18 protein-coding genes and 1 tRNA gene are annotated in these 19,334 nt (G+C 72.4%); 8 read left to right on the top strand and 11 right to left on the bottom strand.

Going from position 1 to position 19,334, the window contains the following annotated elements:
* The first annotated feature begins 254 nt into the window (after window positions 1–254).
* Window positions 255–695 carry a hypothetical protein gene (locus KGD83_RS04900; protein WP_249352154.1) on the top strand — a complete coding sequence of 147 codons (441 nt, stop codon included), beginning with the start codon at window positions 255–257 and terminating at the stop codon, window positions 693–695.
* 76 nt (window positions 696–771) lie between these two features.
* Window positions 772–3,426 (top strand): protein translocase subunit SecD, encoded by a 2,655-nt coding sequence (gene secD / locus KGD83_RS04895; RefSeq protein WP_212642725.1) that lies wholly within the window; start codon window positions 772–774, stop codon window positions 3,424–3,426.
* A gap of 136 nt (window positions 3,427–3,562) precedes the next feature.
* Here secD and KGD83_RS04890 read toward each other — a convergent pair whose 3' ends face one another.
* Together KGD83_RS04890 and rsmI are read right to left on the bottom strand one after the other, a co-directional pair.
* Window positions 3,563–4,225, bottom strand: a complete 663-nt coding sequence (locus KGD83_RS04890; RefSeq protein ID WP_212642724.1) for an AIM24 family protein — start codon at window positions 4,223–4,225, stop codon at window positions 3,563–3,565.
* Window positions 4,226–4,315: 90 nt separating this feature from the next.
* Window positions 4,316–5,194, bottom strand: a complete 879-nt coding sequence (rsmI, locus tag KGD83_RS04885; RefSeq protein WP_394358091.1) for a 16S rRNA (cytidine(1402)-2'-O)-methyltransferase — start codon at window positions 5,192–5,194, stop codon at window positions 4,316–4,318.
* Window positions 5,195–5,829: 635 nt separating this feature from the next.
* Between rsmI and KGD83_RS04880 the strand changes: the two genes are divergently transcribed.
* The 3 genes from KGD83_RS04880 (at window position 5,830) to KGD83_RS04870 (ending at window position 8,534) form a co-directional block, all read left to right on the top strand.
* Window positions 5,830–7,458, top strand: a complete 1,629-nt coding sequence (locus KGD83_RS04880; RefSeq protein ID WP_212642723.1) for a dolichyl-phosphate-mannose--protein mannosyltransferase — start codon at window positions 5,830–5,832, stop codon at window positions 7,456–7,458.
* 309 nt (window positions 7,459–7,767) lie between these two features.
* Window positions 7,768–7,971 carry a cold-shock protein gene (locus KGD83_RS04875; protein ID WP_013155080.1) on the top strand — a complete coding sequence of 68 codons (204 nt, stop codon included), beginning with the start codon at window positions 7,768–7,770 and terminating at the stop codon, window positions 7,969–7,971.
* A gap of 254 nt (window positions 7,972–8,225) precedes the next feature.
* A complete protein-coding gene (locus tag KGD83_RS04870; protein WP_212642722.1) occupies window positions 8,226–8,534 on the top strand; it encodes a sec-independent translocase in 309 nt (102 codons plus the stop codon).
* Between the two features lie 42 nt (window positions 8,535–8,576).
* Here the strand turns inward: KGD83_RS04870 and KGD83_RS04865 are convergent, their stop codons facing one another.
* A complete protein-coding gene (locus tag KGD83_RS04865; protein WP_212642721.1) occupies window positions 8,577–9,140 on the bottom strand; it encodes a hypothetical protein in 564 nt (187 codons plus the stop codon).
* Between the two features lie 1,130 nt (window positions 9,141–10,270).
* On the opposite strand from KGD83_RS04865, the gene KGD83_RS04860 reads away from it, so the two are divergent.
* Window positions 10,271–10,996 carry a response regulator gene (locus KGD83_RS04860; protein WP_212642720.1) on the top strand — a complete coding sequence of 242 codons (726 nt, stop codon included), beginning with the start codon at window positions 10,271–10,273 and terminating at the stop codon, window positions 10,994–10,996.
* Window positions 10,997–11,208: 212 nt separating this feature from the next.
* Here KGD83_RS04860 and KGD83_RS04855 read toward each other — a convergent pair whose 3' ends face one another.
* The 8 genes from KGD83_RS04855 to galU form a co-directional block, all read right to left on the bottom strand.
* On the bottom strand, window positions 11,209–11,829 hold the full coding sequence (locus KGD83_RS04855) for a TetR/AcrR family transcriptional regulator (protein ID WP_212642719.1): 621 nt from the start codon (window positions 11,827–11,829) through the stop codon (window positions 11,209–11,211).
* 330 nt (window positions 11,830–12,159) lie between these two features.
* A tRNA-Ala gene (locus KGD83_RS04850) sits at window positions 12,160–12,233 on the bottom strand.
* A 112-nt stretch (window positions 12,234–12,345) separates the two neighbouring features.
* The gene (sepX, locus tag KGD83_RS04845; RefSeq protein ID WP_212642718.1) at window positions 12,346–12,981 is read right to left on the bottom strand and encodes a divisome protein SepX/GlpR; all 636 of its coding nucleotides are present in this window, start codon (window positions 12,979–12,981) and stop codon (window positions 12,346–12,348) included.
* A gap of 395 nt (window positions 12,982–13,376) precedes the next feature.
* Window positions 13,377–14,096 (bottom strand): GNAT family N-acetyltransferase, encoded by a 720-nt coding sequence (locus KGD83_RS04840; protein WP_212642717.1) that lies wholly within the window; start codon window positions 14,094–14,096, stop codon window positions 13,377–13,379.
* A 250-nt stretch (window positions 14,097–14,346) separates the two neighbouring features.
* Window positions 14,347–14,865, bottom strand: coding sequence for a MogA/MoaB family molybdenum cofactor biosynthesis protein (locus KGD83_RS04835; protein ID WP_212642716.1), 519 nt, complete (start codon window positions 14,863–14,865; stop codon window positions 14,347–14,349).
* Window positions 14,858–15,367: a cyclic pyranopterin monophosphate synthase MoaC gene (gene moaC, locus KGD83_RS04830; protein ID WP_019609858.1), complete on the bottom strand. Its 510-nt coding sequence runs from the start codon at window positions 15,365–15,367 to the stop codon at window positions 14,858–14,860. Before moaC ends, KGD83_RS04835 begins: the two co-directional genes overlap by 8 nt.
* Before the next feature lie 138 nt (window positions 15,368–15,505).
* Window positions 15,506–16,738, bottom strand: coding sequence for a molybdotransferase-like divisome protein Glp (glp, locus tag KGD83_RS04825; RefSeq protein ID WP_212642715.1), 1,233 nt, complete (start codon window positions 16,736–16,738; stop codon window positions 15,506–15,508).
* A gap of 136 nt (window positions 16,739–16,874) precedes the next feature.
* Complete coding sequence (galU, locus tag KGD83_RS04820) at window positions 16,875–17,813, bottom strand: UTP--glucose-1-phosphate uridylyltransferase GalU (RefSeq protein WP_061079972.1); 939 nt, start codon at window positions 17,811–17,813, stop codon at window positions 16,875–16,877.
* 157 nt (window positions 17,814–17,970) lie between these two features.
* Here galU and KGD83_RS04815 point away from each other — a divergent pair, with 157 nt between their 5' ends.
* Together KGD83_RS04815 and KGD83_RS04810 are read left to right on the top strand one after the other, a co-directional pair.
* Window positions 17,971–18,615 carry a 5-formyltetrahydrofolate cyclo-ligase gene (locus tag KGD83_RS04815; RefSeq protein WP_212642714.1) on the top strand — a complete coding sequence of 215 codons (645 nt, stop codon included), beginning with the start codon at window positions 17,971–17,973 and terminating at the stop codon, window positions 18,613–18,615.
* Window positions 18,616–18,834: 219 nt separating this feature from the next.
* Window positions 18,835–19,197, top strand: a complete 363-nt coding sequence (locus KGD83_RS04810) for an FmdB family zinc ribbon protein (RefSeq protein WP_212642713.1) — start codon at window positions 18,835–18,837, stop codon at window positions 19,195–19,197.
* Window positions 19,198–19,334: the final 137 nt, after the last annotated feature.

Below are 19,334 nucleotides of genomic sequence, written 5' to 3'. Positions count from 1 at the left end.
CTCCCCGGCGCGCGGCCCCGGGCGAGCGCGGCGGGCGGCGCGCGCCGGGCCGTGCCAGGTTTCCCCCACGCGGTCCGGAGCGCTGTACCGCACGCGGTCCGGAGCACGGGCGGCCCTGCGGTGCGACGGGGGCCGAAGGGACATTCCCCGGGGCTTGCCGCTACCCGTATGCTCTGCTGGACGAGCCGTGCACCACCGGGACGCACGGTCGGGCAGCACTTCCCTCCCGGTCCTTCCCCGAGGCGGTGGTCACCATGGTTACCGGTGCCCTACCCCGTCCTGCCCGGCACACGACCGCGCTGCTGACCAGCGTGGTCCTGCTCGTCATCCTGTCCTTCCCCGTCGCCTCCGGCGGCGGCCGGCCGGCCGGACCCCCCCTGCCGCCGCACGGCCTGCTCAGCGCCCCCGAGGGCGCCGCGGCTGCGGACCAGGAGCGGGTGACCCCGCGCGAACGCGCGGACCTGGCCGAGAACCCGATGGTCACCGTCGGGCCGCCCGCCTCCACGTGCGACCACCGGTCGGTGCTGCGCGACCTGCCCGACACCGTGCCCAGCAGCGCACTGCGCCTGGCGGTGTGGGACCAGCCCTGGTGGCCGCTCTCTCCTCCCGCGCCCGTTCCCGTCCCGGACCTGGACGCCCCCGGGGAGCTGCCGCCGACACGGGCTCCCCCTCCCACCGCGGACACCGTCATCTGACCATCCCCGCGCGTACCCCCCTGTCTCCGGCGTGCGTCGGGATCACCCGTATTCGCAGTGAAGAGGTACCAGCTCCTTGTCCAGTCAAACGGGAGCGGGCGCGCGTTGGACACGCGCCCTCATCTCCCTTCTCGTCATCCTCGTCGCGTTCGGCGCGGCGTGGTTCATCCCGCCGCGCCTGGGGCTGGACCTCAGCGGCGGCACGCAGATCGTCCTGGAGACCCAGGACGGCCCCGAGGGCACACCCGCCAACTCCGAGAACACCGACCAGGTCGTCGAGGTGCTGCGCCAGCGCATCGACCGCCTGGGCGTGTCCGAGGCGACCATGTCGCGCTCGGGCGAGAACCGGATCATCGTCGAACTGCCCGGTGTGCAGGACCCGGCGGAGGCCGCGCAGATCATCGGCCAGACCGCCCAGCTGTCCTTCCACCCGGTGCTGGGCGTGGGTCAGGCCGGCGGCCAGGGCGTGCAGGCGCCCGCCCCGGGCGACTCCGCCAACGCCCCGCAGGCCACCGCGGACGAGGCGCGCGCCCCGTCCGACGCCGCGGCCGAGGGCGGTGACGAGGCCGCCGAGGGCGGCGGCGAGATGACCCAGGAGCAGCTCGAAGAGCTCATGGCGCAGCAGGGCGGCATGGGAGGCCAGCAGCCCCCCGCCGGTCCCAGCGCGGAGAACCCCGAGGACGTCGTGATGACGCTCCCCGACTCCGACGGCACCCAGCTCCAGCTCGGCGAGACCGCCATCAAGGGCGACCAGGTGGCCAGCGCCGAGGCCGCGCTGGACAGCGTCAACCGCGCGCAGTGGACGGTCAACGTCAACTTCCGCGGCGAGGGCGCCGACCAGTGGACCGCGCTGACCGCCGACGCCGCCTGCTACGACCAGGGCGACCCGCGCCGCCGCGTGGCCATCGTGCTGGACGGGCAGATCATCTCCGCCCCGGAGGTGAACCCGGAGTTCGCCTGCGACGTGGGCATGCCCGGCAACACCACCACCATCACCAGCCCCGACTTCACCAGTGAGACCGCCAACGACCTGGCCGTGCTGATCGAGGGCGGCTCGCTGCCGCTGCCGGTCACCGAGGTCCAGCGCCAGACGGTGGGCCCGACCCTGGGCGCCGAGGCCATCCAGGCCAGCGCCGTCGCCGCGCTCCTGGGCCTGGCCTTCACCACGCTCTACATCACGCTGGTCTACCGGCTGGTCGGCTTCCTGGCCGCCCTGGCCCTGGGCTTCTACACGCTCATCGCCTACGGCGCCCTGGTCGCCATCAACGCCACACTGACACTGCCGGGTCTGGCGGGCTTCGTGCTGGCGATCGGTATGGCCATCGACGCCAACGTGCTGATCTTCGAACGCACACGCGAGGAGCACCAGCGCCAGGCGAAGGTCTACGAGGCCAACAAGTCCGCCGGGCTGCGGGACGCCACCGAGGAGGAGGCCGCCAGCGCCGAGTCCGGGGTGCTCACCCGCAAGCGGCGCCGGGCGGTTCCGCCGAGCCTGGAGAAGGCGTTCGTCGTGGGCTCCCGCAAGGCGTGGAGCGCGGTCATCGACACCAACATCACCACGCTCATCGCCGCCGCCCTGCTGTTCTTCTTCGCCTCGGGCACCGTGCAGGGCTTCGGCGTGACCCTGAGCATCGGCACCCTCGTCTCGATGTTCTCCGCGCTGGTCATCGCGCGCGTGTTCGTCGAGTGGGCGGTGCGCCGCGCGGTCGTGCGCAAGCACCCGGCCGTCAGCGGCCTGAACCGTATCGGCGGCGTCCGCACCTGGTTGGTGCAGAAGAACCCCGACCTCATGGGCCACCGCGCCAAGGGCCTGATCGTGGCGGGTCTGATCGTGGCGGCCGCGGTCGCCGCTCCGCTGATCCGCGACACCAACCTCGGTGTGGAGTTCACCGGCGGCCGCGTGCTGGAGTACGAGGTCACCAGCGAAGAGGGCGTCTCGGTCGACGAGGCCCGCTCCGTCATCTCCGCGCTGGACTTCCCCGGCTCGGACACGGCCGTGGTCCAGGAGTCCGGTGACGGCGACATCTCGGTGCGCACCGGAAGCATCTCCGACGACGACGCGGCCCGGATCGCGGACGCCCTGAGCGAGCAGACCGGCGGCGTGGAGCTGGTCAGCGACGAGCTGATCGGCCCGAGCATGGGCGACGAGCTGCGCAACCGGGCGCTGATCGCCCTGGGCGCGGCCCTCGCGCTCCAGATGGTCTACCTGGCCTGGCGCTTCCGCTGGTCGTTCGGCGTGTCCACCATGCTGTCGCTGGCCTTCAACCTGCTCCTGGTGATCGGGCTGTTCATCTGGCTGGGCAAGCCGATCGACGGCGTGTTCCTCGCCGCGCTCCTGAGCGTCATCGGCTTCTCCGTCAACGACACGGTGGTGGTGTTCGACCGGGTGCGCGACGAGTGGGCCCGCGACGAGAAGACGAAGTTCTCCGAGATCGCCAACCGCGCGGTGCTCAACACCCTGCCGCGTACCGTCAACACCTCGATCGGCGCGCTGATCATCCTGGGCTTCCTGACCTTCCTCGGCGGGTCCTCGCTCCAGGACTTCTCGATCGCCATGCTGGTGGGTCTGACGACGGGCGTCCTCTCGACGATCTTCGTGGCCGTCCCGCTGGCCATCTGGCTCCAGAGGTGGGACAAGACCGACCCGCCCCACGTGGTCAAGGAGCGCAAGGCCAAGCAGAAGGTGGCCGCCAAGGCCGCCCGCGAGGCCGACGACGGAGCCGTCGTCTAGCGCCGCACCGGGTTCCCGGCCCCCGGTCGGGGACCCGCCGCGCCGCACACGGCCCGCCGCGCCGCCCCGGGTGGCGCGGCGGGCCGGAAGGCGAAGGGCCCCGGGACGCGCGTCCCGGGGCCCTTCGCCTGTCGGGTCAGGCCGTCTGGGCCGCGACCGGCGCGCCCTCGGAGGCCTGCACCAGGACGAAGCCCTGGCCCTCGAAGGAGAGCTGGAGCGCCTCACCGCTGCCCCGGCCGATGAGCGCGCCCGCCTTGGCCGTGCGGCGCACGCCCGTGCTCAGCGAACTGGACCAGGCGACCGCGGAGTCGGTGTCCACGAAGGTCGGCTGGTCGACGTTGATCAGCACCGGGGCGCCGTGGCAGGCGATGGCCACCCTGCCCCGGCCGCTGAAGACCGTGTTGAAGAGCCCCCCGGCGGCCATGCCCGCGCCCTCCACACGGCGGATGTCCCAGCTCAGCCCGGCCTCGAAGGCGAGCACGTTGTCGCCGTTGACCGTGAGGTGGTCGTCCTCCAGGTCCACCAGGTGCACGTCCCAGGCGTCGCGGGCCAGGAACACGTCGCCGCGCCCGGACACCTTCATCAGCGGCAGTCCCTCGCCGGTGAAGGCCTTCTTGAAGAACTTGCCGACGCTGCCGGACCCCTCGTAGGAGAAGTCGACCTGGCCCTGGTAGGCGACCATGGCGCCCTGTCGGGCGAAGAACTCGCCGTTGAGGCCCACCCGGAGCATCTTGTGGTTCTGCAGGTGCATACCCGGCTGACCGGTCTCCTGGGCCTGCTGGAAGAGTTGGCTGCGCATGAACGTGTTCCCCCGTCGACGGTCTGGCTGTTCCACCCGGTCAGACGCTCCAGAACCGGAAAGGTTCCGCCGAGGGCCCGCCGTTTTCGGTCAGTCGGCGGACACGACCCCGTGCACCAGGTCGTAGACCCGGCGCTTGGGGACACCGAACTCCCTGGCCACACGGGTGATCGCCTCCTTGCGGCGCACTCCCTCCTCCTCCAGGCCGGAGGCCGCGGCGACCAGGTCGGCGTCCCCGACCGTCCCCGGATCGCGGCGGGCGCCCTCCACCACGAGCGAGATCTCGCCCCGCACTCCCTCGGCGGCCCAGGCCGCCAGTTCCCCGAGGCCGCCCCGGCGCACCTCCTCGTAGGTCTTGGTCAGCTCCCGGCACACGGCGGCGCGCCGGTCGGCGCCGAAGGCCGCGGCCATCGCCTCCAGGGTGGCGGCGACGCGGTGGGGGCTCTCGAAGAACACCATCGTGCGGCGCTCGGCCGCCAGGTCGGCCAGGTAGCCCGACAGGCCCTTGCGCGGCGGGAAGCCCTCGAAGCAGAAGCGGTCGGTGGGCAGACCCGAGACCACGAGCGCCGTGGTGACCGCGGACGGTCCCGGGATGGCGGTCACCGGGATGCCCTCTCCCGCGCAGGCGGCGGCCAGCCGGTAGCCGGGGTCGGACACCCCCGGCATCCCGGCGTCGGTGACGACGAGGACGTCGCTCCCCGCGCGCAGGTCTCCGAGCAGCTCGTCGGTGCGGCGGCTCTCGTTGGCGTCGTAGTAGGACACGACGCGGGCGCCCGCCTCCCCGCCCAGGCGCACGTCCGCGCGGGAGGCGAACTGGCGTAGCCTTCGGGTGTCCTCGGCCGCGATGACGCGCGCGCCCTCCAGAGCGCGCAGCAGCCTGGGCGGCGCGTCCTCCACGTTCCCGATGGGCACACCGGCGAGCGTCAGGGTTCCCGCCCCTCCACTCGTCCCAGCTCCACCCTCAACCACTGTGATCCCCGTCCTGTCGCGCTACGGTTGGCTCATCACGCCATCCGAAACCTGGTTCCGTGGTCCGTCCGCAAAGGACAGCCATCTCCGACTCCAACCTACGAGCCGAGGTGACGCGTTCCCCGCTCGAAGGCGGGGCTTTCGGCCCCCGGGCCGAGGGCCTGGCGTTACCAGCACCAGCCAACACCAGGGAGGCGACCAGTTGGCTACGTTTCACACAGGTGAGAAGGCCCACCAGGCCGTGCTCCCTCAGCGACCTGCCCTGGAATCCGCGTCGGCAGGCATGCCAAGGAACGGGAACGAAACGGGGCGCGGCTCCTACGCCCGTACCCGGGCGGACGGGCACGGTTTCGCCCGGTCGCGTCTGCCCCGCCGCGATCGGTTCTTCGGTTTCCAGACCGGGGATCCCGCCCGAGCGTCCGTGCCGTCCGGCATGAACGCGGGGACGCGCACAGGCCGGGTGGCGGTGCGCAGCAGTGGGAGCCGCACCCCGCAAACCTCGCATGGGCCGCTCAAGACCTCATGGAAGAACCTCTGTCTGCTCCAGCGAGCGGACGGTTACGGCTACACCACCCAGAAGGAGGCAGGGGCTCCCTCCACCGCCTGAGGGCGGGAGTATCCACCCCGTACACCCGATGACCACCACCGCACCCTTCTCCGAGGCAGAGCCCTCGCCGCGGTCGGCGCGGATCCGCGCCCGCTTCCTGCCCGTCAACCCCGCGCCCCGCTGGCTGGGCTGGCTGGGCGCCTTCGCCGTCGCGCTGTTCGCCGGGGCGCTGAGGTTCTTCAACCTCGGCCAGCCGGACCGGATCTACTTCGACGAGACCTACTACGCCAAGGACGCCTTCGGGCTCTGGAACTTCGGCTACGAGCACGAGACCGTCGAGGAGCCCGTCGAGGCCGACGACCTGCTCGCCCAGGGGTACCAGGACATCTTCACCGGCGCGGGCGACTTCATCGTGCACCCGCCGGTGGGCAAGTGGATGATCGCCCTGGGCGACTGGCTGTGGTCGCTCCTGCCGTTCGGCACGACCATGACCCCCGAGGCCTGGCGGTTCGCCTCCGCCGTGGCCGGTGTGCTCTCGGTCCTCATCCTGGTGCGGCTGGCCACGCGGATGACCCGCTCGGTGCTGCTGGGCTGCACGGCGGGCCTCATCATGGCGCTGGACGGCCTGCACTTCACGCTGAGCCGCATCGCCATGGTGGACATCTTCCTCACCCTGTGGATCCTGGCCGGGTTCGCGTGCCTGGTGATCGACCGGGACAGCACCCGGGAGCGGATGGCCCGCCTGGCGGAGGCGGGCGGGGACCTGGCGTCGGTGGGCTGGCTGGGGATGCGCTGGTGGCGGCTGGCGGCAGGGCTGTGCTTCGGTCTGGCGGTGGGCACCAAGTGGTCGGCCCTGTTCTTCATCGCGGCGTTCGGCCTGCTCACGGTGGCGTGGGACTACGGGGCCCGCAGCAGCGTCGGCCAGCGCGGCTTCTTCTGGCGGTGGCTGGGCATCGACGCGATCCCGGCGTTCGTGCAGACCGTGGTGGTCGCGGGGGTCGTCTACCTGGTCTCGTGGTCGGGGTGGCTGTTCACCCGCGGCGGCTACAACCGCGACTTCGCGGACGGCATGCTGCCCGAGTGGGTGCCCGGCCTCCTGAGGGAGCCGGTGGAGGCGCTGTGGAGCCTGGTGGACTACCACCAGCGGATGATGACCTTCCACACCGACCTGACCAGCGACCACGCCTACATCTCCGCGCCGTGGGAGTGGCTGGTCATGCGCACGCCGGTGATGTTCCACTACAACGGCGAGGTCGCCTCGTGCGACACGGGCGACTGCGTCACCTCGGTGGTCTCCATCGGCACGCCGGTCATCTGGTGGTCCAGCCTGCTCGCGCTGACGGTGATGCTCGGCTGGTGGGTGACCTTCCGGGACTGGCGCGCCGGGGCGGTGCTGCTGGCCGTGGCCGCGGGGTGGCTGCCGTGGTTCGCCTACCCGGACCGGCCCATGTTCCTGTTCTACGCCGCCCCGCTGCTGCCCTTCCTGGTCCTGGCGATCGTGCTGGCGCTGGGCCTGGCGATGGGGGCCGGGGAGGACAGTCCCCGCTTCGCCCCCTACACGCGGGCGGTGGGCGGCATCGTCTACGGCGTGGTCCTGCTGTTGATCGTGGCCAATTTCGCCTACTTCTACCCGGTGTTGTCGGCGTATCCGATCGACGAGGGTATGTGGCGTGAACGCATGTGGTTCGACGTGTGGATCTACGGCAACGGGGGTTAGTGAACGGCGCCCCGGCGCGTCCGTGTTCGCCGCGCCCCATTAGTGGCACGGCGAACGGAAATCAACAGTTGCGAGTTGCCGAAACAGGACAGGGAAAGAGCGCGATTCCCGCGCGGAAGGCCTCGGCAGGGCAGCACCCTCCCTGGTACTGTCAGCAACTGGTTGCTGTTGTAGTTTCCATGGATGCCCGGGGCGCCTCGCGGAACTTCACGTGGGCGCTCGCCGGTGCGGGATTCACCCGTCGGTCAGGCGCCCGGCGGCCCGGGGCCAGCAGGGTGCGGCCCCGCAGTAGTCCCCAAGGGAGTGCACATGGCTCAGGGCACCGTGAAGTGGTTCAACTCTGAGAAGGGTTTCGGGTTCATCGCCGTCGAGGGCGGTCAGCCCGACGTTTTCGTCCACTACTCGGCGATCTCGGGCACCGGCTTCCGGAACCTGGAAGAGGACCAGAAGGTCACCTTCGACATCATCCAGGGCCCCAAGGGCCCGCAGGCCGCTGACGTCAAAGCGGTCTAGGGCCGTCCTTTCCACGCGGTCGACGGAGTTCCCGGTAGCCCGACGGCACCGTCCACGTCCGCGTTCCCTTACTTGACGGCGCACCCGAGCAGCCGGGACCGGGTGGAGCGCCCGCGCCCAGCCCTCCGCTCGACGAGCGGGGGGCTGGCCCGTGTCCACCCCTTTGCGGACGACCGGGGCGAGGTTACCCAAGCCTCCCGATACCGGTTAACCTGCTTGAAGCCGGTAGGTACACCGAAGGACTGAGGTCGCGCATGTTCAACATCAGCGGAGGAGAGTTCGTCGTCCTCCTCCTGCTCGCGCTGCTGATCTTCGGTCCGGACCAGCTGCCCAAGGCCGCCCAGCAGGTGGGCAGGGTGCTGCGCCAGCTGCGGACGATGGCCAACTCCGCCTCCAACGACATCCGCGAGGGGCTGGGCCCGGAGTTCAAGGACTTCGACGTGCAGGACCTCAACCCCCGGCGCTTCGTGCAGAAGCACTTCTGGGAGGAAGAGGAGCAGGAGAGCAGGCCCGTGGCCCGGCTGAACGGCAAGCGCCCCCCCTTCGACGACGAGGCCACCTGAGTCGGGCCCCGGCCGGAGCGCCCCCTCCCCGGCTCGTCGGCCTCACCCCACGAGCATGAGCACGAACAGGGCCAGGCCCAGCAGGATCACCGAGCCCACGATGATCGCGGGGGACCCGAAGGCCAGCACCAGGACCTCCACCGCCAGCGCCCCGCCGAAGGCCCCGGCCAGCCAGGGCCAGCGCGGGCCCGGCTCCCAGCCGTGGCGGCGCTCGCGGTTGAGCGTGATCAGGAACGCGCCCCCGATGAGCAGCCAGAAGACCAGGTGGGCGAGCGCGCGGGTCTGCGGATCGACGTAGTCCGCCATCCCGCCGACCACCATCACGTAGGTCGCCGTTCCCGCGAGCAGCCGCCAGTGCCCGCCCGCCCTTCGGGCGGGGATGACCTTGCGCCGGGCCGGTGTGGTGCGCCGGAAGCGCTCCGCCGCGAGCACGGGCTCCTCCTCCACCGGTTCGACCGTGGTCTCACGCGGCCCGGGAGGCGGGGGTTCGGGGGGCGGGGGCTCGTATCCCCCCAAGGGTGCGGTCTCCGGCGGCGTGGCCGGGGGGTCCTGCGGCGGGAACTCTTCGGGGTGGTATCCGCCGGGGTACTTCGGGGAGTCGGACACGGTCCGCCCCTTCACGGTCGCGCGGTGGGCCCCTGCCGGGGCCGGGGTTCGGTGTCCGGATCCCTACCCGGTGCCGCGCCCGGTCAAATCCCCGTCCCCGGGCCTTCCGGCGGCGGTGCGGTCCGGACCGCGGGAGCGGGGACGAAGAGGGACCCGACCGGTCCTCGGGGGTCCGGTCGGGTCCCTGTGCCGGGGTTCGGCGGAACCCTTTCGGCGGGCTGGTTACAGCCAGGACCACCCGCTGTCACGGGCGGTAATCACGTGCGTGGTCATGGCATCTACCTTTCGTATTGGCTTCCAGCCCATCCCAGGACCACGATGGCGTAGAGCGCTCTCGATCCGCAAGACCCATGGACGAATGTTCATCATTTTATGGCACGGGCACCACCGAGGCCCGCCGAAGCATGGCGCAAATAACCGAATGCTGACCTGTTTCCCCAGCTCAGAAGGGTTTCCATTACCGCAGGCAGAACACCAGGCAGCTTGGCGGCCTGCCAAAACAAGACATGCGCCAGGTCAAATACACACCATGAATATAACGGAGAGCGACGGCGTTCCCATTTCCCCGGGACAGGAAATCGGGATAGCCGGAGGCGCACTTGGGGGCGACTCCGGAGATCAACACGGGCTGTTACCAGGGAGAACCTGTTGAACTTAATGTCGGAAAGCAGAGCTATGCCCAGCTTTGCACCATCACATCCGTTCTGTCAGAACGTGACTCTGCGTCATGACGCCCTCGGCCCAGCCACCCGGGCGCGTCCCCGGAGAGGGGGGTCCCAAGGACGGGTGTTTCGGTCATGCACAAAACCGCATATCCCGCTTCCCCTTCCCGCTCCCATGGCGGCGGCGCCCTTACACGGCCGTTTCCCGGTGCCGTTCGCACCGTTTCACCCGGACGCGCCCGGGGTAGCGGGCGGTGAGTTCGTCCGTTACCACTCCGCTCACCGAGCGCACATGAGACAATGAGCAGCCCCAGCAGGAGGTCTCCATGCGCGTCTCTCTCCCCCGGCCGGCCCTTCTCCTCCTGGCCGGCGGTCGGACATGCCCGCACCGCGTCCGCCCGGACAGACCCGGGTCCCCGGTGCGCGAGAGTCCGTCACTCGGCCAGGGACGGGACGGGTAGGCGACCCATGAGCGCACACCCCCTCTTCCCCGCGCAGGCCCCCTGCCCCGGGGAGCCCGCCTCTCCGGCCGCCCCGATCCGCGCCATGGTCGTGGACGACCACGCGCTGTTCCGCCGGGGCCTGGTCTCGGTCCTGGACGAGGAGCCCGACATCGACGTGGTCGACGAGGCCAACGACGGGGAGGAAGCCGTCCGCCTGGCCGCCGAGCTGCGTCCGGACGTGGTCATCATGGACGTGATGATGCCGCACACCAGCGGCATCGACGCCTGCTCGCGCATCCGTGAGGCGGTGCCGCACACCAGGTTCATCATGCTGACCATGAGCGACGACGAGAGCGACCTCTTCGACGCGCTCAAGGCCGGGGCGACGGGCTACCTGCTCAAGGCCATCTCGGTGACCGAACTCGCCGAGGCGGTGCGCGCCATCGTCAAGGGCGACTCGTTCATCAACCCGGCGATGGCGACCAAGCTCATCGGCGAGTTCGCCGAGCTGGCCAAGCAGGAGAGCGCCCCGCCCAGCCGCACGACCATCCCCGAGCTGACCCGGCGCGAGACCGAGGTGCTCAAGCTGCTGGCCCGTTCCCTGAACAACCGGGAGATCGGGGAGCGGCTGTTCATCACCGAGAACACCGTCAAGAACCACGTCCGCAAGATCCTGGAGAAGCTCCAGGTGCACTCGCGCACCGAGGCCGCCATCTACGCCGTCCGGGCCGAGTACGTCTCCGGGCGCTGAGGCCTCCCGGCCGGGCCGCGCCGCCCCCGGCCCGCGACCGCCGTACGGCCCCCAGCCCGACGCCGGGGCCCGTCCGGCGTCAGGAGCAGCACGAGGCCGGGAGCGCCCGCATGGGCGCGTCCTGCGCGCGGCGGACCGCGCAGGGGCGCCGGGGAGGCTCGGCGCGGTTCGGCTCGCGCCCCGCGGCCGGTCGGGAGCCGGGCCGGGCGGCCCTACTCCCCCGGGGAGGGGTCCCGGCCCGCGGCGGACGGGCCGAAGAGGAGCCCGGCGCTGCGACGGGTGACGGTGAGCAGGTCGGCGTCGCGGAACAGGTCCCCGAACCCCGAGCCCTCCAGGTTCCCCGTGAGGGAGAGCGTGGCGATGCCGTGCACGACCGACCAGCCCGCGACCATGGCGGCGGCCGCGTCCTCGACCTCCCGGCCCTCCTCGGCCAGGGACTCCACACCGGCGCGGAGCTCGTCGAAGGCAGCCGTACGCGCGGCGTTCAGCTCGGCGTCGCCGTCGCTCAGCAGGCTGGGGGCGAACATCACGTCGAAGTGCGCCGGGTGGCCGGTCGCGAAGCGCACGTACTCCACGCCCGCCTCCAGGAAGCCCCCGCCGGACTCGCGGTTGGCCCGCAGCCGCGCGGCCAGTTCACGGAAGCCCTCGGTGGCCAGGGCGTTGAGCACGCCCTCGCGGCTGCCGAAGTGGTGCCTGGGGGCGGTGTGGCTGACCCCGAGTTCGAGCGCCAGCGAGCGCAGGCTGAAGGAGTAGGGCCCCTCCCTGGCGATGACCTCGGCCGCCTTCTCCAGGACGGCGGCCCTGAGGTTCCCGTGGTGGTATCCGTCTGCCATGAACCCGCACCCTACGACGGCGGGTTGCCACTGTAAAGATCGCTGAGGCCTGCCCCGCAGCGGAGGCGGGGAGTACGCTGGAGGGGTACCGGCCGCCCCGCGACAGGGGATAGCCGCTTCGCCGGTGACACTCGGGGCTCCGGTCCGGAAACGACCTCCCGCCGCAGGGAACAGCAGCACCGCCTCCGGACCGGACCCCGCCCGGCCGTGCGCGCCGGGGCGCCGCGCGGACACCTCCGCACCGGAGGCCTCCCAGGAATCTCCTAGAACCGTCCCCCCGAACACGGCGAAGGCCCCTCCCGAACCCGGGAGGGGCCTTGCCGTCTGCGGTGGAGCTATGGGGATTTGAACCCCAGACCCCCTCGATGCGAACGAGGTGCGCTACCGGACTGCGCCATAGCCCCGAAGACGTGATCCACATTAGCAGGAAACCCGGAGTGGTCCGAACCGGCTTCTCCCGGACCGGCCCCGGAGCCGCCCCGGCCCGGACCGCTGCCGGTCCGGAGCCGGGCCCGGTCAGTCCCCGGCCGCCCGCAGCCGGGCGTCCGCGTACTGGTCGTAGACCTGGCTGCGCCGCTCCTTGAGCGCGATCACCTCGGCCTCCCGCTCGGCCTCGCGCCGCCGCTCCGCCTGGTCCCGGCGGGCGCGCAGGACCTCCCGGCGGCGGGCCCGCAGGGCGGCCTCCCTGCGCTCGGCGTCCGCCTTGGCGGCCTCCCGGAGCAGGACCAGGTGTCCGGCGAGCAGCAGCACCGGCGGGGCCGCCACCCACCAGGGCCCCAGCCCGAGGGCCACGGCCACGAGGGTGGCGGCGTTCACCAGGGTCAGCGTCGTGGTGCGACGGCGGCGGCGGGCGATGACGCGGGCGCGCGGCCCGGACTCGGCGCGGTAGCGCCCCGGACGCGGCGCGTCCCCGCCGTGCGCGGGGGCGTCCGCCGGGGCGGTGTCGTAGTCGTCACGGCGCAGGACCCGGGTCTCGGTGGCGTCCGGGTCGTCCGCACGCCCCTCGGCGTCCTCCCGGTCCCCGGTCTCCGCGGGCTCGTCGTCCTCCCGCGGGTCCTCGTGGAAGGTGTCGGGGTCCTTCCGCAGCAGCATCGGCACCAGGACTATGAGCCACACCACCACGATGGCCAGGTACAGAGGAGAGCTGCTCATCACCCCTCCTCACGATGACGGCCACTGGACGTTGCTCGACACCTCGTCGACACCGCGCCGCGTGGTTCCCCGGGGGACGGAGACGTCCCGCCGGGGAGGGCCGCCCCCGTCACTCCCCGGATCCGGGAAGTTTCCGGTGCGCCATATCCACGCGTTGCCCGCATCGTCAATGCGTCTATGTTCCGCACGGTACGACCCCGTGTCCATAAATGCGCCACATTCTGACCGGAGTGTCGCAAGATTGTGGACTCTCAGTTTCGGACGCCCTGACCCCGGGGGTGAAAGTGCAGGTCAGCCAACGACTGCGGAGTGCAGTCCCAATTCAACGCAAAGTAATGAGTCAATGTCACTAAAGTCAGGTTTAAGTTCCGGATGCTTCTGTGATGTTGGCACGTTCAGTTCGGCTCCGGGTACGGACTCGCCGGATCGCGCGGATCCCGGCCGCCGTTCGGGTCCTGTGGCCCCAAAGCGGAACCAGGCCCGGAACCGGGTTCCCCGGAGGGCCCGGAAGAGGACCCGTGGCGCCACCGGTACATCAGTCCCCGGGGGACCTCCTCAGCGGTGATCGCGTAGCAGATGTGGTCGCGCCAGGCCCCGTCGATGTGCAGCTGTCTCCTGCGCACGCCCTCGTCGCGAAAGCCCAGTTTGGCGACCACGCGTCTGCTCGCCCGGTTCTCGGGCCGGACGTTGGCCTCGATGCGGTGCAGCCCGACGCGGAAGAAGGAGTGGTCCACGGCCAGCGCGACCGCGGTCGGGGTGATGCCGAGCCCGGCGTGGGCGCTGTCGATCCAGTACCCGACCTGCGCCGACCTGGCCGAGCCCCACACGATGGCCCCCACCGTGATCTGGCCGACGAACCTGTCGTCGTACAGGACCGCCCAGGGCATGGACAGGCCCTGCCTGGCCTCGTGGCGGATGGACTGGAGCATCGAGACGTAGGGGGTGAGGCCGGTGGTGCGCAGCGGCATCTCCGGATAGGTGGGCTCCCAGGGGCGCAGCCACTCCTCGTTGCGCGAACGCGTGTCCCGGAGCGCCGCGGCGTCGCGGAGCCGCAGTGGCCGGAGTACGACCGGGCCCTCCTGGAGGGTGACGGGCCACCCATGTCTGCGATTCACGACCGTCCCTTCGATGCCCTCGGCACCGTAGCCCAGCGCTGCGACACCGGACGCGGAGGCGTCGGGTTCCCGTCGCCGGTGACGGGCTCCAGTATTCCACTCCCCGGGGCGCGGCATGGCTGCGGTCGCCCCAGGAGGCAAGAATCGGATGATTCTTAACTCCAATACTCCCGCACCGAAAACCGGCCCTGCCCCAAGGAATTCTCAACGGTCGGAATGCCCGGGATGTGATTCCGGTCATTGTCCGGTGTCATTCGGAGCGGGCGTGGTCGCCTCCGCGCAGCTGGTCCACCGCGTGCCGCAGCACCGGCGCCAGCACCTCCATCCCGTCGGCGGCGCCGCCCCGGGAACCGGGCAGGTTGACCACGAGCATCCGGTGCCCCGCGCGCTCGGCGACCCCGGCCAGGCCGCGCGACAGGATCGCCGCGGGCACGCCCTTGTCCCGGCCCGCGGCCCGCAGCGCCTCGGCGATCCCGGGGATCTCGTAGGACAGCAGCGCGCGCGTCACCTCGGGCGTGTGGTCGTGCGGGGTCAGCCCGGTCCCCCCGGTGGTGACGACGGCGTCGAGCCGCTCGTCCAGGGCGCGGCCGATGGCCCGGGCCACGGGTTCGCCGTCGGGGACCACCCACGGCCCCACGACCGCGCAGCCGATCCCGCGCAGTCCCTCGGCCACGACCGGCCCGGAGCGGTCCGGGTATACTCCCGCCGCCGCCCGGTTGGACGCCGTGACGACCGCCACGCGGGGGGTGAGGGCACCGGCGTCAGTCACCACGCCTCCAGTGGCCCTTCCTGCCGCCGGTCTTCTCCTCCACGCGCACCCCGGTCACCTCGGCCGCCGGGTCGATCGCCTTGACCATGTCCACCAGTCCGAGGGCCGCGGCCATGACGCAGGTGAGCGCCTCCATCTCCACGCCGGTGCGGTCGGCGGTGCGGACCGTGGCACGGATGTCCACGCCCGCGTCCACGACGGTGAGGTCCACGTCCACCCCGTGCACGGCGATGGGGTGGCACAGGGGCACCAGGTCGGGGGTGCGCTTGGCCGCCTGGATCCCGGCGATCCGGGCGACGGCCAGGGCGTCGCCCTTGGGCACCTCTCCTCCGCGCAGGGCGGCGACGGCCTCGGGGCCGAGCAGCACCCGTCCCGACGCGGTGGCGGTGCGCGCGCTCACCGTCTTCTGCGAGACGTCGACCATGCGGGCGGCGCCGGACCCGTCCAGGTGGGTGAACCCGGAGGGGTGGTCGGCCCCCTCCCGCCGTGGGGTGTCGGTCATGGGCCCGCCAACTCCTCCGCTCGGAACGCGGGACGCGGCCGGTCGGCCCCGTCCGGGCGCGCCGGAGCGCGCCACCACGACCGTACGGCACTCCCGGGGCCCCCGGTCCCCGGGTCCGCGGACCCGGGCGGGCGCGGCTCAGGCCGGTTCGGGCAGGCGCACCACCTCGACGCGGCTGCCCGCGGCCAGTTCGGTCACCTCCTCGGGCACCACCACGAGCGCGTTGGCCCCGGCCAGGGCGGACAGCTGGTGCGAGCCCTGGTGCGACGCCGGGGACACCGTGGGCTCGGCGTCGCGACCGTAGGGGGACTCCTCCAGCACCGCGCGCAGGAAGGAGCGGCGCCCGGGCGGGGAGGTGACCGGCGAGGTGAGCAGGGCGCGCATGCTCGGCAGCGGCCGGGGATCGAGCCCGCGCAGGCGGCGCAGCGCGGGCCGGACGAAGACCTGGAAGGACACGAAGGCGCTCACCGGGTTGCCGGGCAGCGTGATGATGGGGGTCCGGTCCGGGCCGATGACGCCGAAGCCCTGGGGCTTGCCCGGCTGCATCGCCACCTGGACGAACTCCACGGTGCCCTCGCGGGTGAGCACCTCCTTGACCACGTCGTGGGCGCCCATGCTCACGCCGCCCGTGGTCACCACGACGTCGGCGCGCACCAGCAGGTCGTCCAGCGTGTCGCGCACCGTCTGGGGGTGGTCGCCCACGAACCCGTGGCGGTGCACCTCGCACCCGGCGTCGCGCGCGGCGGCGGCGATCATGAAGCTGTTGGACTCCCAGATCTGGCCGGGGCCGAGCGGACGCCCGGGCTCGACCAGCTCCTCGCCGGTGGAGAGCACCATCACGCGGGGGCGGGCGTAGACCGGCACAGAGCGGCGCCCGACGGCCGCCAGGACGCCCATCTCCCCCGGGCCGACGCGCACGCCGGGCCGCAGCACGGTGGCGCCCGCGGTGACGTCGTCCCCCGCGCGGCGCACGGCGTTGCCCTCCTTCACCGGCCGGTCGAAGGCCACGCTGGCCGTGCCGCCGTCGGTCCACTCGACCGGGACCACCGCGTCCGCCCCCGAGGGCATGGGCGCGCCGGTCATGATCCGGGCGGACCTGCCGGGCAGGACCGCCGTCGGGGAGGGGTCCCCCGCCGGGATGTCGGCCACGACCGGCAGCCGCACGGGGTTGTCCGGCGAGGCCCACTCCAGGTCCGCGGCGCGCACCGCGTACCCGTCCATGGACGAGTTGTCGAAGCCCGGCAGCGACACGGGCGAGGTGACGGCCTCGGCCAGAACGGCGCCGTGCGCCTGGAGCAGGTCCAGCTCGGTCGGCACGGGGTCGGGGATCAGTGCCAGGACGTCGGCGACGTGCTGTTCGACGCTCTTCACGGGGTTCCTCCCGGTTCGCGGTTCCTGTGGTGGCCCCGCCTCCCCTCCCTCAGGAGACGGCTCACGCCCCATTCTTGCCGCGTCCGGCCCCGTATGCGGCGCGCCGGGCCCCGGCCGGGGCGCCCGGGGTCCCCTGTCAGGGGCGCTGGGCCTGCGCGCGGTCGACGAAGTCCCGCAGCCAGGGCAGCAGTTCGTCGGCGAGGTCGGGGCGGCGGCAGGCGAAGTCCACGACCGTGCGGATGTAGTCGGCCTTGTTTCCGGTGTCGTAGCGGCGGCCGCGGAAGAGGACGCCGTGCACCGTGCCGCCGTCCTCGGGCTTGCGCCGGGCCAGCTCGCGCAGGGCGTCGGTCAGCTGGATCTCGCCGCCCCGGCCGGGCGGGGTCTCGTGCAGGACGGGGAAGACCGCCGGGTCGCAGACGTAGCGGCCGATGATCGCCCAGCGGCTGGGCGCCTGCTCGGGGGCGGGCTTCTCGACCAGGTCGGTGACGGTGACGACGTCGTCCTCGTCGGTGGGCTCGATGCCCGCGCACCCGTACAGGGACACCTGCTCGGGCTCCACCTCCATGAGGGCGACGACGCTCCCGCCGTGGCGCTCGCGCACCTCGATCATGCGGCGCAGCAGGTCGGCGGACTCGATGAGGTCGTCGCCCAGCAGGACGGCGAAGGGGTTGTCGCCCACGTGCGCCTCCGCGCACAGCACCGCGTGGCCCAGACCGCGCGGCTCGCCCTGGCGGACGTAGTGCACCTGGGCGAGGTCGCTGGACTCGCGCACCGAGCGGAGCCGGGCGTCGTCACCCTTGGCCTCCAGCGCCTCCTCCAGCTCGTAGGCCCGGTCGAAGTGGTCCTCGATGGAGCGCTTGCTGCGGCCCGTGATCATCAGGACGTCCTGGAGGGAGGCGGCCACCGCCTCCTCAACGACGTACTGGATCGCGGGCTTGTCCACGATCGGCAGCATCTCCTTGGGCGTGGCCTTGGTCGCGGGCAGGAAACGCGTGCCTAGGCCCGCGGCGGGTACGACCGCCTTCGTGACGGACACGGAACCGGAGGGCCGCTTCTGGTCGGTGGAGTCGTTCATGTCGGCACTTTAGGCCAGCGGTCGGCCGTCTCCGCGCCCCCACGCACGGGAGTGCGCCAAGAAGTACGGATCGTTTCGGGCCGCGGAGGGCGGCCCGCCACCGCGTGTTCACCGCGCGGGGCAACCGGCCGGTTCGGGGCGGTGCCAGACTGGGGCCATGGGCGAGAGCGAACTGCGTGAGGCCAAGGCCGGGCTGCGGAGGGGTTTCCTGGAGCGGCGGCGCGCCCGGGGGCCCGAGGAGCGCGACCGGGCCGGATCGGCGGTACGCGACGCGCTGCTGGACGTCCCGTGGCTGGCCATGGGCGGGACGGTCGCCTGCTACTACTCCGTGGGCGGCGAGCCCGACACCCGCAAGCTGGTGGCGGCGCTGTGGAAGCGCGGCGCCTACGTGCTGCTGCCCGTGTTCCTGCCCGGCGGCGAGCTGGACTGGGCGGCCTTCGACGGGCCGGACTCCCTGGCCCCGGCCGGACACGGGCTGCTGGAGCCCGTGGGCCGCCGCTACGGGCCCGACGCGCTGGCCCGGGCCGACGCCGTGGTCTGCCCGGCCGTGGCCGTGGACCGGCGGGGGACGCGCCTGGGGCGCGGCGCCGGGTGCTACGACCGCGCGCTGGCCCGCAAGGGCCCGCACTCCCCGGCGATCGCCCTGGTCCACGACGAGGAGTTCGTGGAGTCGCTGCCCGCCGAGCCCCACGACCGGCCGGTGGACGCCGTGGTCACCCCGTCCGGCGGGGTGCGGGTCCTCGGCGCGGGCGTGTGGCCGGGCGGACCGGCCGAGCGGGAGCGGCTGAACCGGAGGGGCTGAGCGGGAGCGGCCGGACCGCGGGGACGGGGGGCGCGGGCGGGATTAACCCGGGCCCCGGGGGCGTTGTCGCTGGCGGTCGCGCTCCGGCGGCGCCCGGCGCCCGGCCGTTCGCACCCCCGCGTCGGCCCCCGTGGGCGAGGCCCTGTCACGGCTCCGGTCGGCGAGCGCGTACTATTTAGCAGTCAACGGGCGAGAGTGCCAGCAAGGAGGACCCGAACAGTGCCTACGTACCAGTACGCGTGCACCGAGTGCGGCGCCCAGATGGAGGTCGTGCAGAGCTTCAGCGACGACGCGCTGACCGTCTGCCCCGAGTGCGAGGGCCGCCTGCGCAAGGTGTACTCCGCCGTGGGCATCGTCTTCAAGGGCTCCGGCTTCTACCGCACCGACAGCGGCAAGTCCTCCAACAGCTCCGTGCTGACCGGATCGGGCTCCTCCGAGGGCAAGGACGGCGGGAACTCGGGCTCCACCGACTCCTCCTCCGCGTCCTCGGCCTCCTCGGACGCCAAGACCTCCTCCTCGGACACCGGCAGCGGCACCACGGGCAAGGCCGCCAGCACCAGCGCCACCGCAGCGACGAGCTGACCCGCCGGGCCGTTGACCGCCACCGCGCCGCCGACCCCTCGGCGGCGCGCGGCACGTCCGGCCCCGGCGGACGCGACGGGGCGCTGACGGCCCCGCGCCTCCCCCTCCGGGCCCCTCAGCGGTCCGACCCGGTGCGC

It is taken from the genome of Nocardiopsis akebiae, assembly GCF_018316795.1.
Classification (GTDB): Bacteria; Actinomycetota; Actinomycetes; order Streptosporangiales; family Streptosporangiaceae; genus Nocardiopsis; species Nocardiopsis dassonvillei.
Note: the sequence above shows the minus strand (reverse complement) of the source record. Positions and strands in the feature narration are given on the sequence as shown.

Excerpts from the sequence above, each read along its gene's own strand:
- sepX (WP_212642718.1), bottom strand. The coding sequence starts at position 12,981 with ATGAGCAGCTCTCCTCTGTACCTGGCCATCGTGGTGGTGTGGCTCATA.
- KGD83_RS04860 (WP_212642720.1), top strand. The coding sequence starts at position 10,271 with ATGAGCGCACACCCCCTCTTCCCCGCGCAGGCCCCCTGCCCCGGGGAG.
- KGD83_RS04815 (WP_212642714.1), top strand. The coding sequence starts at position 17,971 with ATGGGCGAGAGCGAACTGCGTGAGGCCAAGGCCGGGCTGCGGAGGGGT.
- galU (WP_061079972.1), bottom strand. The coding sequence starts at position 17,813 with ATGAACGACTCCACCGACCAGAAGCGGCCCTCCGGTTCCGTGTCCGTC.
- KGD83_RS04875 (WP_013155080.1), top strand. The coding sequence starts at position 7,768 with ATGGCTCAGGGCACCGTGAAGTGGTTCAACTCTGAGAAGGGTTTCGGG.
- KGD83_RS04890 (WP_212642724.1), bottom strand. The coding sequence starts at position 4,225 with ATGCGCAGCCAACTCTTCCAGCAGGCCCAGGAGACCGGTCAGCCGGGT.
- moaC (WP_019609858.1), bottom strand. The coding sequence starts at position 15,367 with ATGACCGACACCCCACGGCGGGAGGGGGCCGACCACCCCTCCGGGTTC.
- KGD83_RS04900 (WP_249352154.1), top strand. The coding sequence starts at position 255 with ATGGTTACCGGTGCCCTACCCCGTCCTGCCCGGCACACGACCGCGCTG.
- KGD83_RS04855 (WP_212642719.1), bottom strand. The coding sequence starts at position 11,829 with ATGGCAGACGGATACCACCACGGGAACCTCAGGGCCGCCGTCCTGGAG.
- KGD83_RS04880 (WP_212642723.1), top strand. The coding sequence starts at position 5,830 with ATGACCACCACCGCACCCTTCTCCGAGGCAGAGCCCTCGCCGCGGTCG.
- KGD83_RS04870 (WP_212642722.1), top strand. The coding sequence starts at position 8,226 with ATGTTCAACATCAGCGGAGGAGAGTTCGTCGTCCTCCTCCTGCTCGCG.